Consider the following 16,560-nt stretch of genomic DNA (forward strand, 5'->3'; position numbering starts at 1 on the left):
TAGACTGATATAAAGTACAATGTTGGGATGACAATTACTCTAAATTAAGAAAATTTCAATAACAAATAAAACTTAATAAAACATTTATTATCAAGACTCTATCAACACATCAACCAACTCATAATGAGAGTTTTTACTTTTATAATCCGGGATAATTTCTTTCATTTTCTTAACCATTTCAAAATCATTATTTAAACCATTTAGCCTTAACAACTCTTCAATCATATTGTTTATATAAAGGAAGCTATGATTTATGATTTTTAATATTTTAATCTTAGGATGATATGTTGATATATTTTGTTCATCCACCAATAGTAACTCTTCATACAATTTTTCTCCGGGTCTTAATCCCGTAAATACGATCTTAATATCCTGATCAGGAGTCAGACCACCTAGTTTTATCATATTTGTGGCCAAATCAACAATCTTTACAGGCTCACCCATATCAAATAGAAATATTTCGCCTCCGTTTCCCATAGCCGCAGCTTCTAATACCAATTGAACGGATTCAGATATGGTCATAAAGTATCTTGTAATTTCAGGATGCGTTACTGTAATAGGTCCACCACGTTCTATTTGAGTTTTAAACCGTGGTAAAACAGATCCATTAGACCCTAATACGTTTCCAAACCGTGTAGTAATGAATTTAGTAGCATGTTTGATTGTTTCATGACAAAGAGATTGAATGTACATTTCGGCCAAGCGTTTTGATGCACCCATGATATTAGTTGGCCTAACAGCCTTGTCTGTCGATATCATAACAAACTTTTCGACTCCGGCATCAATAGCTAAATCTGATATATTCTTAGTTCCTAATACATTTGTTAATATTGCTTCAGATGGATTACTTTCCATCATAGGAACATGTTTATAAGCAGCAGCATGGAAGATAATCTGAGGACGGTACTCATCGAAGATGGTTTTCATCCGACTCTTATTTTGAATATTTGCCATGATTACATGTATTTTAGCTTCAGGAAAATCATCGCAAATCTCCAAATATAAGTCGTGCAAAGGTGTTTCGGCCTGGTCACATAATACTATATATTCTGGATTAAAATTAATCACCTGACGGACAATCTCTGAACCTATTGACCCTGCTGCACCAGTAATTAATATTCGTTTACCTGCAATCTCTCTTAAGATATTATCTTTCGCCAATATAATTGGAGCTCTATGCAGTAAGTCTTCAATTTTTAGATCCTTTATCTGATTAGGGGTTAATTTACCATAAATCCATTTATCAGATTCTGGCACCTTAACTACTTTTATACCCATCTCTATACACTTATCTATTGTATTTTTTTTACCATTTATATTTATATCATCACCCACAAAAAGTATCTTTTTAATGTTTGCTTTCTGTTTTAAACTTTCTATTGAGTTCGAATGATAAACATGCTTTTGTTCGATATGTTTGTTTATTTTATCCAGATTATCGTCTATAAATGCATATACATTTAAGGTATTTCCCTTACTACTGTCTAAAGCTTTTTTCACTAAAATAGATTCCATACCCGATCCATATATAAGAATATTTTCCTTTTTATCACAAGGCTGAATTTCCATAATGAAACTGAATAAACTCTTTACAACAATTCTTAATATTATCAGTAGTGAAGAGGAAACAAAAAAATTCATCACCATAATTTCCGGAAACCATTTAGAAGAAATCTTAAAATACGGAACTAAAACTAAATGGCTTAATATTGTAAATATGCAACTGGTTATGAAAACAGCTAGAAATACTCTTATAATGTCTTCAGTATTTGAATATCTGATAATACCTGTATGAATACGCATTCCTATAAATACACAAATAGCCAGAAAACAATAAAAGCTAGTGTAAACAAAAAAATTGGCATAATACAATTGCTCATATTCAAACTTATTAATTAATAAGAAAGAAAGAAAAAGTGTCCAGACGATAATAATCTGGTCAATTAGTAAGATCAACCAACGTGAGTAAATCTTTTCACGAAACAATAGTCTTTTCATTGTGCTAAAATTTAGATTATCAATTATAAACAACTATAAATCATAACATTGGTCATTGCACGATATAAAGGAAAAAAATCAAGTTTTATATTTTTATCAATCCCAAACCTATTCACCAAGGAATCATAGACTGCTCGATTAGCAATATAGCGCAGGCTTTTATAACTCATAAACAAGTCAGAAAAAGATGATTTCCATTTGAATAAAGAGTCATTTTTAAAACCGACACCACCTCCCAAATGCAAATGCTTCATTCCTTCATTTCTCCCTAATAACGAAATCTCATCCACCAAAAATTTAGCAGGAGATTCATTTAGGTACGCTGTTTTAGTTGCAATCAAATGCCCTTGTATTACCCCATGAGTTAGTGTAATAATTGTTCCACACAAAATTTCTTCTTCAAAACACACCAATAACAGTCGACAATCAAATTCATCAGAATTTAACAAATCGAGAAAGTATTGCCTATTAAACAAATAGTAATCTGTAGAATGTACACGTTGCATATTTTCTGCATACATATCAATAAATATCTCAACATCATCTATCTTTTTACTTTCTCTAATATACAGCCCCTTCTTCCAACTTTTTTTTATGGCACGTAGCGTATCTGAATTATATTTTCTACGTTGAACATCAATCGGCAAGGATAAATCCATCGCAACTGTTTTGCCATTTTCATGAACACCAATAAAGTGTTTTACCAATCTATCTTGATTAAAAAATGGATGAAGTCTAGAGAAAACAGAGACGATTTGTCCATCTTTAAGAAATTTCAAAAATGCATTTTTGAAATTCATGATCAATTCGGTACTAAGATATTTGTTCTCTCTGTTTGATATTGGTCCTACGTAACCATACACAGAGCTTAAGTCAAAAAAAGAAGTCCCTGGAATTTCTCTTTTCAAAAATGGAAATGCAATATAATCACCCTCTTCCTGATAAACAAAAAGCATCGCAATACCACTATGATCTAGCGTATGATAACTCCAAGTGTGGTAAAAATCGTGAACAAACGCATTCTTGACATAGGAATTCCATTCCTCCTTTTGGGTCAAAGTAATTACTTTAAACATAACTATGGCATTTTAATTTAGACGATACTGTTTTAACAAATCTCTTTCTGTAGGGTCATTGACATTTCTATTAGATCTTATAATTACTCTCTGATTATGACAACCTAATTCTTTTAATTTGTATATTTCTTGATACAACCTTAATGACGTAAATAAGATTAGATAATTATCAAAATAACTATGGGTGGTTAACATATATAGCACTAATGCTAACGATATAAAAAAAACAGAAGGATTTTGCTTGAAAAAATAGATCCCTTTCAAAATAAGATAGCCATAGATACATAGAAAATATAATAATGCAAAGATCCCAGCTTCCCCAATTATCATTAAAAAAATATTGTGAACACTAATTTGAATGGTGAAACGGATATCTTCCTCACCAGCTGTTTTGCCGTAGCCATTACCAAATAATGGATTCTTCAGAACTTTATCATAATACAATGTCCAAGTTTCTTTCAGATTTTCAAACTTAGATTCTTTATCAAAATTGCTTGACTTAATTGAATCTACGGCAACTTGTTTTGTATTCAAATGCATTTGATCATTGAATGAAATAAATGCAATAAATGAAGCCATGCATACAGCAAACTTATATGTATTTTTCCTTTTTGAGAACAAGGGTTGAAAATTGATCAGGCCCCATATCACCAGAAAAATAACTGAAAAGGTTGTTAGACCAGCAATTGTGAATACAAATTGTCCAACAATCTTTAAGTTTTTTTTATACATTGTTGAACCATATATGTATCCTACTGCACAAACAAAAGCTGCCAAATTGGAATTTAAATAAAAACCACTATTTCGGCTTCCTATACCATTTATAAAAATCGCTTCACATATTATACTTAGAGCGCAGATCATGAGTATGCCGTATATTTCATCATCTTTGACATCACGTAGTATACTTGACATCAAGGCTATAAAAATAAAATACTTAGCAAATGTGATTAAGAATGATTCCGAAAACTGATTATTTATAACTAATGAAATCAGAAAAAACAAGATTCCAAAAACAACAAAATGAATATTTGGATTCTCCTTTTTACTCAAAAAGTAATATATAGTGATAAAAGAAAATTCAATTATATATAAAGCAGTTCCTAGAATATCATTATGATGTATTAATAAATATCCAGAAAGGTTACTTAAAATCAATAACAGAATAAGGAATTTCAAGTATTTCATATACCCATTATTGAAGCCAACACAATTTTACTTATAATCCAAATGAGGGATTTTCTCGGCTAAATATTGCTTTTGTGATAATCATTTCTTTAAATCCATTTTTTTCCTTTTTACCGGAATAGCCAAACCCAATTTTTTCATATAACTTCCACGCAGCGATATTTAACGAATTAACTTCCAACAAAATCTTTTTTAAGCCTAGTTCTGAGAAAGCATAATACAGTATAATTTTGGTTGCTTTTTTGGCCACTCCCATCCCCCAAAACTTCTTTTCACCAATAAAAATATGAAACCATGCCTTTTCATAATCGATATCCAGTAACTGCACATTTCCAATATATTGTCCAGTATCCAACAAACAAATTGCAAATCTTTTTTCGTTATGATTTTTTAATTTATTGCTCAACCATTTTGTTTCGATCTCCCTGGTAATATGGCGGTCAGGTTTGAATCCGGTAAATTTCCAAATCTCCGGCTCATTTCTCCATTTATAGGAAATTCTAGCATCTGCCAGTACAAGCGGTCTTAAATAGATCAATGAATTCATATTATTTTTTTTAAAAAATCAACGATATAAGCCATATCACTTACGTTGTACCGCTGATCGACAGGCAAATAAATTGTACGTTTAGCCAACCTGTGTTCAAACATATCTTCTGTTGTCCATTTAAATACATTTGGCCAATAGGTCGGAACAAATATTTTCTTTTCTATCAGTTTCGCTTTTATACCTTTTTTTGAAATTAGTAAAGGATATACCATTGCGGGTATACCATCCTGAAATGCAATTTCTAATTCATTCGCTAAAAACAGCTTGTCATTTAAGTACCTAAAATTTTCTATACGTTTTCTTTTGCATTCACGGTAATTGACATTTCGTAGCAGAGCCTGAGTCAATAGAGACATAGATTTAATGTAATTGTCTTTCAAACTTTCTTCGTTATCCAGAAAGTCTGCATAATTATTTTCTATACCATAATCAATACTTCCAATTAAATGCCTAAGTCTATCTGCAGAACTATCCTTTTCTAAGACTAAACGATCATCTATATTAATCTGTAAATATGCTCCATCCGAGACTCCGAAAAACTTTCGACAAGAATAAAAAGTATCAGTTCCTTGTAATGGTTTCGAAAAAAAAGCCTGTGCATTATCTACAATTAAATTGTCAATACTCTCACTAAGCTTCTTGACCGTTTTTTGTGTCAATCCAAAGTAATTGGTGTATAATAAACACTCTGTTGGGCCAATCTCGAAATCAATTATTGGTTCAAGTTCTTTGTTGATATTATAAAACTGATATTTAATATTCAACCTGACAATAGGTTCCAGCAATACCTCACAGGTAAAGTAAGGAAGATATATCTTGGTATAACCTTTAACAATCAATATATACTCCAATGCATTCCTTGAAGTATTCAATTTGATCAGATCAGGATAATATTCTTTGCCCTGCTCAAGGCTCAGTTGAAAATATCCTCCAATGGTCTTTGAAGTTTGAGTTTCCATAACACATTAGCCTTGTCCAGGTTGATACATTCTTAAATGCACAGGTTGATAGAATTCAGATAAATTAGCCGGTATACGGGCATTATAACCAATGACTTGCCGTAAATTATCACTTAGTGACTCGCCAAATTCATAACCCAGAAAACGAGGAAAATCGAACTGTGGCTTAAAATAGGGTTTTGTAAAACTAAGTGTTAAAACCCTACGTGGATAATCAGTATAATTTTTTCCAGCAGCATGCCATAAATTAGAATCAAATAGAATAATGCTTCCTTTTTTTGCTAACGCCCTGTCTGCATGCTCATAAAAATATTCATCTTCAGGTTTATCGTCCTTTCTATGCGAACCTGAGAGTAAATAGGTTGCACCATTCTCCTCAGTAAAATCATCCAGAAGCACAATCATCTGAATCATCATTTTCATCTCACCTGTAAAGGTTCTTAAATCACGATGTACATTTTGTACATAAGGGCGATCGTTTTTCATGTTTATAACCCCACTTAAGCCATTTAGAACATAGTTGCCGTTAAAAAAGTTACGCATTTCCTTATCGCAAAACATCTGTTCAAGAAAATGCAGACCAAAATTATCACGTTCTAACAAGTGATGAAGCGTACCTTCCATATTGCTATCAATACCATTCTTAATCTGAACCTGTCTCCGGATGTCATAAGCACTTATCAGATCTTCTCTAATTTCATCTATCAATTCATCTGTAAGGGCATTTTCATAAACAACCCAACCGAATTGGCTCACTGAATTTTGAAAATCATCCAGTGAAGCTTTTGCGTAATCGAATTTATTGTTCATAATTTTTTAAACTAAAGATTTCTATATAATGGAAAGTAGGTGCTGTTGCCATTAAGATTCTTCTCATCAACCAACTGATTATACAACTGATCATCAGCAATATAACACCATATTTTATCTTCTAAAAGCAGATTGGAAAAGGAAAGTTTAAATTTAAAAAGTGTATCTTCCCGCCCTCCCACGCCTCCTCCCAAATGAAAATATTTCATACCCAAATTCCGTCCTATTATACTGATCTCATCGGTTAACAATTTGCTTGGTGAAAACTGAATATGGGATTCAGCTGTTGCCGACAAATGATTTCTAATTACTCCATCTGACCACATAATTGTTGCCCCACAGATCATTTTATCTCCGTCGTATATTAATAATAGCCGGCAATTGAAATCTGTATTTTCAAGAAGCTCATTAAAATAGTTTTCATCAAAGAAATAGCTTTGATCAGCATTCAATCTAAGCATATTCTTATTGTACAAATCGGTAAATAATGAAATTTCGTTTCGTGTATCTGCATATTTAATTAGATAATCCTTTTTTCTGAGTTGCCTGATTTGTCTATAAAGTCTTTTATCATACCTATTCCTTTGCTCTTCTAAAGATTGTTTAAGGTCTATGTATACAGTTCGGCCATTATTTCGTACTCCACCAATCTTATCTAGTAATTCACATTGATTAATAAATGGATTTAACCTGGAAAATACACTTACAGCACGATTATGCTGCATAAAATCTCCAAATGAATAACAAAACTGTGTTATAAAAGCTTTATTAAGCCTATCAAAGCTTTTATTTGAAATAGGCCCCGTATATCCGTAGCTTGACGTAAAGTCATAAAATTCTACGTCCTCTATTTCCCTTTTTAAAAGTGGTAGTGCTATAAATGTATTCCCCTCTTCGTATACAAAAAGCATAGGTTCTCCACCTCTTTTATCCAATCTATAATAATGGAATGTATGATAAACATCATAACTAACTGACTTTTTCAAATATTCAGCCCAATTATCTGGTTCTGTTATGATCTTATATTTAGCTTTAAGCAAATTATTTTGTAAGTAGCTCATCTCAAAATTTCTTAGTTCAGTTGCATAATCTTAAGCATTGCCTCATTAACCAGATTCACATCAAACTTTTGTCTGGCAAATTCTCGCCCATTAAGGCCATATGTAAGAATGTCTTTAGTATGATTTATATAATGTTCCATTTTTGAAACAAGTGCTTTAATATCCTTTATCGGAATTAAAAATCCATTTGGCTGTTTTACTGATAAGTTTATGGTTTCGCGACAACCAACAGAGTCACAGGTAATGATAGCCCTTCCCATTGCCATCCCCTCTAGAATACATCTTGGAACTCCTTCTCCATAATAAGAGGGCAAAACCAATACAGAGGCGTCTCTTATATAAGGCCTTACATCATCAACCTGACCAACATATTGCAATACTTTTCCGGATTTAATATTAGCATATAATTGATCATCAATAGCATCAATATTATCATCATAAGACCCTATAAGCTTAAACTCTATCCCAGAAAACTTCTCACTAACCAATCTAGCGGCCTCATAAAATTCTTTAACCCCTTTCGCATTGATGAGTCGTGAAATCATTAAAAAGCTAATGACCTTGGTTTCAGGAGCTGAATAAGCATAATCTATCAAATCCACACCAGAACCATTAACTACAAAAGCCTGATGTTTTTTACCAATTATACCTGAAGCAATTAGTTTGTTATAATCATCTTTATTCTGAAAAATAATCCGAATCCGTTTATTAGCAGATAAACTTAATTTTAACAAGGTTTTAGTAATCATACTTACCAACCAGTTTTTTGTATTCTTATCTGAAAAGTTATACCCTAAACCAGTTAACATTGGAGTGATACAACTTATTCTACATAAGTTTGCTACAATTGTTCCGTAGATTACAGGCTTAAAAGTATACGGAAAAAAAATATCAGGTTTGATTTTCTTAATAAGTTGATACAATTGAACAATATACTTCAGATCAGAATAAATGGAAACATTGCTTCCATTTAATCCATTTTCATATACCGTTACCTTCATATCTTTTAGTTTTTCTCTAACATGTTGTTGCGAAACTTTAGGTGTAAAAACGTATACTTCATTCTCTTTAAGAAGCTGTTCTATAAGCTTTCCCCTGAATTGCAGCAAGGTTCGTGATGAATCACAGGCAATCAATACTTTTTTTTTGTTAGTGGTCATGATATTGAAATTAAAACCTTAATAAATCACAAGGCCACCTGACTTACAGTCAGATGGCCTTATTTATAGCTATTTAATTAATATTGATTACAATGTTGCACCTGATCCATTAGTTACAACCGATGGAACATTTGCTGCCACATTAAATCCAGTTTTATATTCGTAAGATGGTACCCAACTTGATGGTGCAGTAGTAATAATATTTTTACCACAGTTATCAAAAATGTTAGTACTTTCTCCACTTATAGTACCAGCTTGTGGGCTAAGCTCCGTTCTAATCGGAAGTTTAGTATTTTTGAAATAGTTGTTATCTACTCTTACCGTAGCTCCCATTAACGAACTAACAAATCCAGCGTTATCGTAATAATTATTGAACACATGAACTGTTCCATATCTTACGTTTGGACAACGTTCTGAAACATTATAAAAGTAGTTATTATGTACAGTAACGCGTAATTTCCCAACTGATTCTGGTTCATTATAACTAAAGCCGATTAACATTGCTTTGTGGTTATCATGTAGCTTGTTCCATGATAATGTAATATAATCAGCACCCGTTCCAACATCTAATAATCCATCATAAAAATCCCAATCGCTTACTCGCTCCGAAGAAAGATCATTATGATCTACCCATATGTGATGCGACCCTTCTTTTATGATAATGTTTGAATAGGTTTGAACTTTACTTATGGTCATATTTCTGATGATAATATTGTTCTTACCATAAATAAACAAACTCGCACCAACTAATTCTGATCCTTTTAACCCTAAAATCGTCTTATTTGATTCAACTCGAAGTAAGCCTGTTCCACTAATTTTACCAGAAACCTGAACAATCATCGGAGAAGTTGAAGACAAAGCTGTTTTTAATGCTGAAAAAGTAGTTACTGTAACGGTTTGTCCACCCTTACCTCCAGTTGTTTTACCATTAACTGATGCATAACCAATCGGTTCATCTCCTGAAACTGGAGCAACAGGTCCAGTTGGATCTACTGGATCTACTGGAGGTACTACTACTGGTGGTGGAGTTGTAACACCTTGTCCATTTACAGTATAAGTATACTTCTTTCCATTACTTTTCGGGTTTGAATTGTCAGATGCAGAAAGAAACAAAAAACCCGATTTATGACTAAAACGTCCCTTACCTTTGGCTCTGATATCTGCATGGCTACTATGTGCTGGGCCTATTTCAACACCATTTTCAAAAACTCTTAGACTAGAAGCATTGGGCTCGGTATTCGAATCACTAGTTAGTTTTGCATCCATTGGAATCCGGATAGCATAACCTCCATCAGAAATCGCTTTTGAGACATTTACAATGAATTCATTAGTCTTTCCATAATTTGCACTTTGTGTATCTACTGATATAGGAACATCATTAATTAAGTTATCTACACCTTCTTTTTTACACTGGCTAAATGTTAAAACGGTAGACAATAGTAAACCCAAGACACACACTCTTTTTAATTTTTCTTTGAATCTTTTCATTAATTACCTTGTTTTTTAAAATTAACCTTCTAACGCGACAGGCGAAAAAAGATTGTATCTTAAAAGTTACAGAGTAAATTAAGAAAAGACTGATGGTTTTCTAAAAAAAACAGCAACATATGCGTTTAAACATAGATTATCCCATTGTACAATTATTGTGAACTACTTTTACAGTTTTAAAACATAAAGTTTTAATGAGACAAGACAGACAAATATAAACCAATAGTTAATATTAAACTTTTAATATTGCCTGACGGCTCCGTTTTCTAATAAAAGGATAAGTTTGATTATACTCAGATGTCAGATAATGTGCTTTATACCAGTTAACAAAATTGCACACTCCTTCTTTAACTGAAACTTTAGGTTTATAACCTAATTCATTCTCCAATCCTGATACATCTGCCCAGGTATCTGCAACATCACCATCCTGCATTGACAAATAATTTTTCTTTGCTTTAATACCTAGATTATTCTCTATTTCCTTTATAAATTCCATAAGACTTACAGGGGCACCTCTACCAATGTTAAATACACTAAAAGGTGCTTTCGAACTCGATGGATCTGGATTAAGAGCATCCCAATTAGCATCACATTTTGCAGGCTTATCTATTAAACGTGTAATTCCTTCTACAATATCATCAATATAAGTAAAGTCTCTGCTCATATTTCCGTTATTAAAAATTTCTATTGGTTTGCCTTCCAGTATTGATTTTGTAAAGATAAATAACGCCATATCTGGTCTTCCCCATGGTCCGTAAACGGTAAAAAAACGTAAGGCAGTAGTTGGCATATTAAAAAGATGACTATAAGCATGTGCCATTAACTCATTGCTCTTTTTGGAAACCGCATATAAGGAAACAGGATGGTCAACATTATTTTTAACTGAAAAAGGCATTTTTTTATTTAAACCATAAACACTCGAGGAACTTGCATATAGTAAATGCTTAATTTTTGCATGTCTACAGCATTCAAGTATATTTAAAAAACCATTTATATTCGATTGTATATAAGCCTCTGGGTTAGTTAAACTATAGCGTACACCTGCTTGAGCAGCCAAATTACAAACAGCATCTAACTTATGTTCATTGAATATATTTTGCAAGGCCTCTTTTTCTGTTAGGTCCATCTTGACAAACCTATAACCAGGATACTTTATACTGTCAACATATTTGCCATTATCTGTCTGACTTTGTAATATTCCATGTTCCTTTAACCTTGAATACTTGAGATTTACATCATAATAATCATTGATATTATCAACTCCTATTACTTCGTCTCCTCTTTCTAATAACCTTTTTGTTAAATGAAAACCGATAAATCCGGCTGTACCTGTTACTAAAATTTTCATAATCTTTGGTTTTAAAATAATTTTCGAAATGCTCATTGCATACGCTCTGAAAGCGTCATACCATTTAGTTTAGCTTCTTTTAGAATAGAATCCATAAACTTTTTTGGCGTACGATAGCTGAAATAACTCGTCTTGACTTTATTATTGGCATCACTACATAAAACAGCATCAATTGCTGAAGCTAGTTCACTGACATCATTTACTTTAACCTTTATAATTGAAGGAATATCTTCAATACCTCCAGCACATAACGTTGAGATTACAGGAGACCGACTTACTGCCATCATTTCTAATAGAACATTTGGAAAACCTTCCTTAATGGAAGATACCACACATATTTTTGCCCTTTTAAAATAAGGGATAGGATTATTTACATGTCCCAGAAGAACTATCTTTTGCTCAAGACCAATTTCTTTGATTAATTTATTAAGATTATTCCTTTCCACCCCTTCGCCTAAAATCAATAGCTTTAAATTGGGATATCGTTTTGAAATATTTGAAAAGGCTTGAATTAATACAGGAAAACCCTTTTCAGAAATCAAACGACCTGCAGAACAAATAAAATCTGAACCGCTTATACTTTCAATTATCGGCTCTTCAGATTTTTCTAATATATCATTCAGATCTATAGGGTTTTCTTTAACAAGGACTTTAGTCTTTGAGATAAATGCATTCTGTTCCAATAGTTGCTTGCACATTAGATCGGTCTGACAGACAATTAAACTTGTCCCTGGATAGCCCAAGTTATATGCGATCCGGTAACTCATTTTTTTTAATCCTGTGTACCGACTAAAAACAGACGTACACTCCCTAACAATTAAATCAGATTTGAGATATCCGATACGTCTTAGCATTCCTAAATAAGAGTTGACATAAGAGTGTGTACTAATAATGGTATATCCCTTTCGATATGGATAAAGTGCTTTTAAAAGCTTAAAAAAACCAAGCAACATACTTCCTTGTGTTAAATATCTTACTTTAATAGAACCAGGTATAACCAACCTGGAATCATACATGTGCTTCACAAAGATTAAAGGACTTTCCTTTTCTGCGGCCATCATACACAGAATCTTTTCTGCACCTCCTGCGGTATCAGACATTGATACAAATAACAATCGCTCTAAAGATTCCATTTGAAATAATTTTACCAGTACTAGCTAGTTTTGCACCGATTCCGTCTTTTGTAAAGAATTTTCTTCAACAATCTATGTATTGGGGTAATTACTGAATGTCTCCTTCTTTTTCCATCTACAACAATGAGGTTATTCGCAAAACTAATATTATGCATCCCTTCCAGATATGGTGCTTCGGGTATTAATTCAAAGTCTATTTCTGATTTAAAATATTCTTCAGAAAGTTCCGATATTTTATTAATCATTATAGAACCTCCGTAACGAACTTCAAGATTCTGAGTTGGTCGGTATAGTTTCTCACCAACAATAAATAGGTTTCCAGCACCTCTACAATTTTTTGAATCGACCTGAATTGGATTTAATTTATGAGGTTTAAACTCTTCATCTAATGAATTTGAGTAATAAATGTATATGTCATTTAACCGACCGTCTATATTTGTAAATAACCAATACTTATCATTATAATATATTATTGACGTATCCACATAACGAGATCCTTTTAATAAAACTCGCTTTTTTTCAAGCTTTGTATAATTTGTTTGACTAAGTTCATACAAACTTACTTCTCCCACATCTGCAGTTTCAGGGATGCAATAGACTTTTTTTTGATCTTGGAAGATATATGGATACGAGAAATGAATTCCATTAGGTAAAAAACCTTTGATTCTTTGCTTAGTGCCAAAATTAAAATTCTCAATCCTTGAAATCTTACCCGTAATTGTCCAAAAATTAAGTTCTTCGTAATAAATAAATAGATTAGAATCTATATTTATGACAAATGGATCTGCAGAATAATCCGATTTATCTTCTGTTAGCCAAACAATTTTCTCACTGAATTTTTTTCTGAGCACTAAATCTTCTGCAGATTGGTTTACAAAACCTATATTCCATTTATCAGACCCAAAATATCTGTCGATCACCTGCTTCATTTTATTTTAATTCATTTATTGGTTAAACCAAGACTATAGGTTTGAAAATGCTTCCTACCAGAGGCTTCTATATGATATTTAAGTTTGAATGAATTAAAACTATTTTCTTTAATCTTCTGTTTATCCGGATAAAAAATTGCTTTTTTTATAGTTTGATAATAAGAGTCAACACTGTTATCTACACTCAAAAAACCGTTAACTTCATTTTCAATCATGTTTTTAATACCTCCAACTTTTGTACTAATGGATATGCAACCAAGAGACAATGCCTCGATTAAAGAAATGGGCATCCCTTCGTAGAAACTAGAGAGACAGAAAAAGTCTGCTATATTTAAGTAATCAGCAACATTATCTTTTCCTCCTAAAAATTCAATAGATTTATCCTTACCAGCCAAAGTATGCAATTCTTGATATAAAGATTCATCTCGTATATCTCCTATAATAAGCAACTTGCATTTTTTATCCTCTATAGCATTAAATTTCTTTACTGCCTCAATTAGTAATTGTTGATTTTTCACTTTGATAATCCGTCCTATATGAATCAGGATAAAAGAATTATTATCTTTTTTATATTCTTCAATTAACAAAGGAGCTTTATTAGTTAGATTTAGGAATGGACGACCATTTTCAATTACTGTTACCTTATTTAATCCATAATATTTCCTAAATGATTCACTGCCGTCTTGGGAAACTACAATAGGAGTTACTTTGTTTCTTTTATATAGCATTTCTCGAAAAAATTTGATTAAATAATTTGGACATTCAGCTTCTGCAACAGAATGAATAGTATGAAAGAAACTACAGCTACGACTTCTCAACCTATACATCAATACATATTCAAGTGCATTTAAATGAGTATGTACTACAGTCGCTTTTTGTCTAACTAACCAAGATGTTAAATTAAAAAGCACTTTTAAATTCAGTCCTTTTCCTTTATGGAAGGATAGATAATTGACATTGCCATCTATTTCATTCAAAAAAGATGTATCAGCATTATTGTCACAAAGAGAAACTAAATATATTTCATAATCTTTACTCTTAGCCAATTCATTACATAGATCGACAACAAAGCGCTCTGCTCCTCCTCTTCGAAGTGCTCCGATAATATGAACAATTTTTAATTTGATCATAACCGTAATTCTTACTTATCTTATTGCTATTTTTTTTAAAGTCAGTAGTATTATCTTAAAATCAGTCCATAAATTGTGTTTATTAATATATTCTAGGTTCTGATTTATTTTTAATCCAATCAATTCATGTACGTAAAAACTCTCTGGGTCTTCAGCTTTTTCAAGTAACTCACTCTCATTCGAGAATCTAATTGAGGCCCAATCAGTTATTCCCGGTTTTACTGAAAGTACCATTAGCTGTTCATCATTATAAAGGTTAACATACTTCCGGACTTCAGGACGAGGGCCTACTAAGCTCATATGACCTTTTAAAACATTTAACAACTGCGGCAATTCATCAAGCTTATATTTTCTCAACCAATATCCTATCCTTGTAACACGAGCATCATGATCTCCAATTGTGAGTAGTTTTTGATCAGTTTCATGTACATACATTGTTCTAAACTTATAAAGAGGAAAATCTTCAACATTCTTTCCAACACGGATTTGCACATAAAATACACCTCCTCTAGACTCTGTAATAATCAGTAAACTTATGATTATAAGAAGTGGACTCAATACAATTAACCCCACTGATGAAAAAATGATATCAAATATTCGTTTCATATCCATAACTTTTCCATTTAAACATTAGACAAGATCAGTCTTTCCCATTTTAAGAATACGTCTTTTAAAGAATTAGTATTTTGTATTAATCTTGCATTTTCTGCTATTCTATTCTTCAATTCTACATCTTTAAGCAAATTCTGAATTGCTGATGCCAGTTTTAATATATTATCAGCCTCAACCAGAATTCCATTTTTTTCATTCTCTATTAACTCTGATGGACCAAATTCACAATCCATGGCAATACATGCACATCCAAAACTCATGGCTTCTATTAAAGCATTTGGAGACCCTTCGTTTCTAGATGGTAATACGAACAACTCTGCCTGGCTATAATAGTCTTGAAGGTTTTCTTTAGTGCCGATTAGTTTAACTTTATTTTGAAGTCCCAATTTTTCAATTTGCTTTACTAAATTCTTATGTTCACTACCCTCGCCAATAATAATCAGATCAATATCATCTGATTCAACTTTATCATATGCTGCAATTAACTGATCAAAACCTTTAATATATGCGAGCCTACCTACACCAAGAATGAATTTTTTATTATACACGTTATCAGTAGATGGCGATTGAAATTGGTTGATTGGATTACCAATTATTTGTGTATTGTTTAGTTTTTTAAATGTTTGATTTTTTTTAATACAGTCTTCAATTCCTTTAGCGGGAAGGACTACTGTCTTAGATCTTTTGTAAATTAAAAAGGTGAGTTTTCTCAAAAAATAATTAAATGAATTTATGGTGTTATCAGGAGTTGTTCTTTCGGAGACTATGTAAGGAATACTTAGGATATTACAAACTAATCCTGTCCATAAATTAGAAGTAGTCATAAAAGAGACTACACAACGTGGCTTTTCTTTTATCAGGAGCCTTAGCAGCCTAAAATATATCAAAAAAGCATACTTAAATCTATTGATTACATGCTCCTTACCCCTTTTTTTTAAAAGCGTTCTAATTTTAATTTCAGGTGAAATCAGGTAGCCAGACTCTGCCTCATTTAAACACACTATGAAGACATTAAAACCTTGTCTATTAAATTCATTAGCTAATGTCGAAAGGACTCTTTCTGCTCCACCGCTATAAAGGTTGTTGATGATAAAAAATAATTTACCTTTCATTTTTAC

15 protein-coding genes are annotated in these 16,560 nt (G+C 32.1%); all 15 read right to left on the reverse strand.

Features of this window, described 5'->3' with window-relative positions:
• Positions 1-90: 90 nt before the first annotated feature.
• The gene (locus tag ABDJ41_RS06175; RefSeq protein WP_349784966.1) at positions 91-1,998 is read right to left on the reverse strand and encodes a polysaccharide biosynthesis protein; all 1,908 of its coding nucleotides are present in this window, start codon (positions 1,996-1,998) and stop codon (positions 91-93) included.
• 23 nt (positions 1,999-2,021) lie between these two features.
• Complete coding sequence (locus ABDJ41_RS06180) at positions 2,022-3,074, reverse strand: GNAT family N-acetyltransferase (protein ID WP_349784967.1); 1,053 nt, start codon at positions 3,072-3,074, stop codon at positions 2,022-2,024.
• Between the two features lie 12 nt (positions 3,075-3,086).
• The gene (locus tag ABDJ41_RS06185; RefSeq protein WP_349784968.1) at positions 3,087-4,262 is read right to left on the reverse strand and encodes an O-antigen ligase family protein; all 1,176 of its coding nucleotides are present in this window, start codon (positions 4,260-4,262) and stop codon (positions 3,087-3,089) included.
• Between the two features lie 31 nt (positions 4,263-4,293).
• Complete coding sequence (locus tag ABDJ41_RS06190) at positions 4,294-4,809, reverse strand: GNAT family N-acetyltransferase (protein ID WP_349784969.1); 516 nt, start codon at positions 4,807-4,809, stop codon at positions 4,294-4,296.
• On the reverse strand, positions 4,806-5,771 hold the full coding sequence (locus ABDJ41_RS06195) for a hypothetical protein (RefSeq protein ID WP_349784970.1): 966 nt from the start codon (positions 5,769-5,771) through the stop codon (positions 4,806-4,808). Before ABDJ41_RS06195 ends, ABDJ41_RS06190 begins: the two co-directional genes overlap by 4 nt.
• Before the next feature lie 6 nt (positions 5,772-5,777).
• The gene (locus ABDJ41_RS06200) at positions 5,778-6,581 is read right to left on the reverse strand and encodes a phytanoyl-CoA dioxygenase family protein (protein ID WP_349784971.1); all 804 of its coding nucleotides are present in this window, start codon (positions 6,579-6,581) and stop codon (positions 5,778-5,780) included.
• Positions 6,582-6,592: 11 nt separating this feature from the next.
• Positions 6,593-7,642 (reverse strand): GNAT family N-acetyltransferase, encoded by a 1,050-nt coding sequence (locus tag ABDJ41_RS06205; RefSeq protein ID WP_349784972.1) that lies wholly within the window; start codon positions 7,640-7,642, stop codon positions 6,593-6,595.
• Positions 7,643-7,653: 11 nt separating this feature from the next.
• Entirely contained in the window at positions 7,654-8,802 is a 1,149-nt protein-coding gene (locus ABDJ41_RS06210; RefSeq protein WP_349784973.1) for a glycosyltransferase family 4 protein, read from the reverse strand.
• Between the two features lie 87 nt (positions 8,803-8,889).
• Positions 8,890-10,290, reverse strand: coding sequence for a pectate lyase family protein (locus ABDJ41_RS06215; protein WP_349784974.1), 1,401 nt, complete (start codon positions 10,288-10,290; stop codon positions 8,890-8,892).
• 232 nt (positions 10,291-10,522) lie between these two features.
• On the reverse strand, positions 10,523-11,638 hold the full coding sequence (locus ABDJ41_RS06220) for an NAD-dependent epimerase (protein WP_349784976.1): 1,116 nt from the start codon (positions 11,636-11,638) through the stop codon (positions 10,523-10,525).
• A gap of 32 nt (positions 11,639-11,670) precedes the next feature.
• Positions 11,671-12,771, reverse strand: coding sequence for a glycosyltransferase (locus ABDJ41_RS06225; protein ID WP_349784978.1), 1,101 nt, complete (start codon positions 12,769-12,771; stop codon positions 11,671-11,673).
• Positions 12,772-12,791: 20 nt separating this feature from the next.
• Positions 12,792-13,700 (reverse strand): glucosamine inositolphosphorylceramide transferase family protein, encoded by a 909-nt coding sequence (locus ABDJ41_RS06230; RefSeq protein ID WP_349784980.1) that lies wholly within the window; start codon positions 13,698-13,700, stop codon positions 12,792-12,794.
• A gap of 11 nt (positions 13,701-13,711) precedes the next feature.
• On the reverse strand, positions 13,712-14,830 hold the full coding sequence (locus ABDJ41_RS06235; RefSeq protein ID WP_349784981.1) for a glycosyltransferase: 1,119 nt from the start codon (positions 14,828-14,830) through the stop codon (positions 13,712-13,714).
• Positions 14,831-14,845: 15 nt separating this feature from the next.
• Positions 14,846-15,436 carry a sugar transferase gene (locus ABDJ41_RS06240; protein WP_349784983.1) on the reverse strand — a complete coding sequence of 197 codons (591 nt, stop codon included), beginning with the start codon at positions 15,434-15,436 and terminating at the stop codon, positions 14,846-14,848.
• Positions 15,437-15,453: 17 nt separating this feature from the next.
• Positions 15,454-16,554 (reverse strand): glycosyltransferase, encoded by a 1,101-nt coding sequence (locus ABDJ41_RS06245; protein WP_349784985.1) that lies wholly within the window; start codon positions 16,552-16,554, stop codon positions 15,454-15,456.
• Positions 16,555-16,560 lie beyond the last annotated feature (6 nt).

This window comes from Pedobacter sp. ASV1-7 (assembly GCF_040203335.1).
Taxonomy (GTDB): domain Bacteria; phylum Bacteroidota; class Bacteroidia; order Sphingobacteriales; family Sphingobacteriaceae; genus Pedobacter.

Bases quoted from the DNA above. Each gene is read 5' to 3' on its own strand.
- ABDJ41_RS06245 (WP_349784985.1), bottom strand. From the start codon at position 16,554: ATGAAAGGTAAATTATTTTTTATCATCAACAACCTTTATAGCGGTGGA.
- ABDJ41_RS06240 (WP_349784983.1), bottom strand. From the start codon at position 15,436: ATGAAACGAATATTTGATATCATTTTTTCATCAGTGGGGTTAATTGTA.
- ABDJ41_RS06220 (WP_349784976.1), bottom strand. From the start codon at position 11,638: ATGAAAATTTTAGTAACAGGTACAGCCGGATTTATCGGTTTTCATTTA.
- ABDJ41_RS06190 (WP_349784969.1), bottom strand. From the start codon at position 4,809: ATGAATTCATTGATCTATTTAAGACCGCTTGTACTGGCAGATGCTAGA.
- ABDJ41_RS06210 (WP_349784973.1), bottom strand. From the start codon at position 8,802: ATGACCACTAACAAAAAAAAAGTATTGATTGCCTGTGATTCATCACGA.
- ABDJ41_RS06235 (WP_349784981.1), bottom strand. From the start codon at position 14,830: ATGATCAAATTAAAAATTGTTCATATTATCGGAGCACTTCGAAGAGGA.
- ABDJ41_RS06215 (WP_349784974.1), bottom strand. From the start codon at position 10,290: ATGAAAAGATTCAAAGAAAAATTAAAAAGAGTGTGTGTCTTGGGTTTA.
- ABDJ41_RS06195 (WP_349784970.1), bottom strand. From the start codon at position 5,771: ATGGAAACTCAAACTTCAAAGACCATTGGAGGATATTTTCAACTGAGC.
- ABDJ41_RS06205 (WP_349784972.1), bottom strand. From the start codon at position 7,642: ATGAGCTACTTACAAAATAATTTGCTTAAAGCTAAATATAAGATCATA.
- ABDJ41_RS06175 (WP_349784966.1), bottom strand. From the start codon at position 1,998: ATGAAAAGACTATTGTTTCGTGAAAAGATTTACTCACGTTGGTTGATC.
- ABDJ41_RS06200 (WP_349784971.1), bottom strand. From the start codon at position 6,581: ATGAACAATAAATTCGATTACGCAAAAGCTTCACTGGATGATTTTCAA.
- ABDJ41_RS06230 (WP_349784980.1), bottom strand. From the start codon at position 13,700: ATGAAGCAGGTGATCGACAGATATTTTGGGTCTGATAAATGGAATATA.
- ABDJ41_RS06185 (WP_349784968.1), bottom strand. From the start codon at position 4,262: ATGAAATACTTGAAATTCCTTATTCTGTTATTGATTTTAAGTAACCTT.
- ABDJ41_RS06225 (WP_349784978.1), bottom strand. From the start codon at position 12,771: ATGGAATCTTTAGAGCGATTGTTATTTGTATCAATGTCTGATACCGCA.
- ABDJ41_RS06180 (WP_349784967.1), bottom strand. From the start codon at position 3,074: ATGTTTAAAGTAATTACTTTGACCCAAAAGGAGGAATGGAATTCCTAT.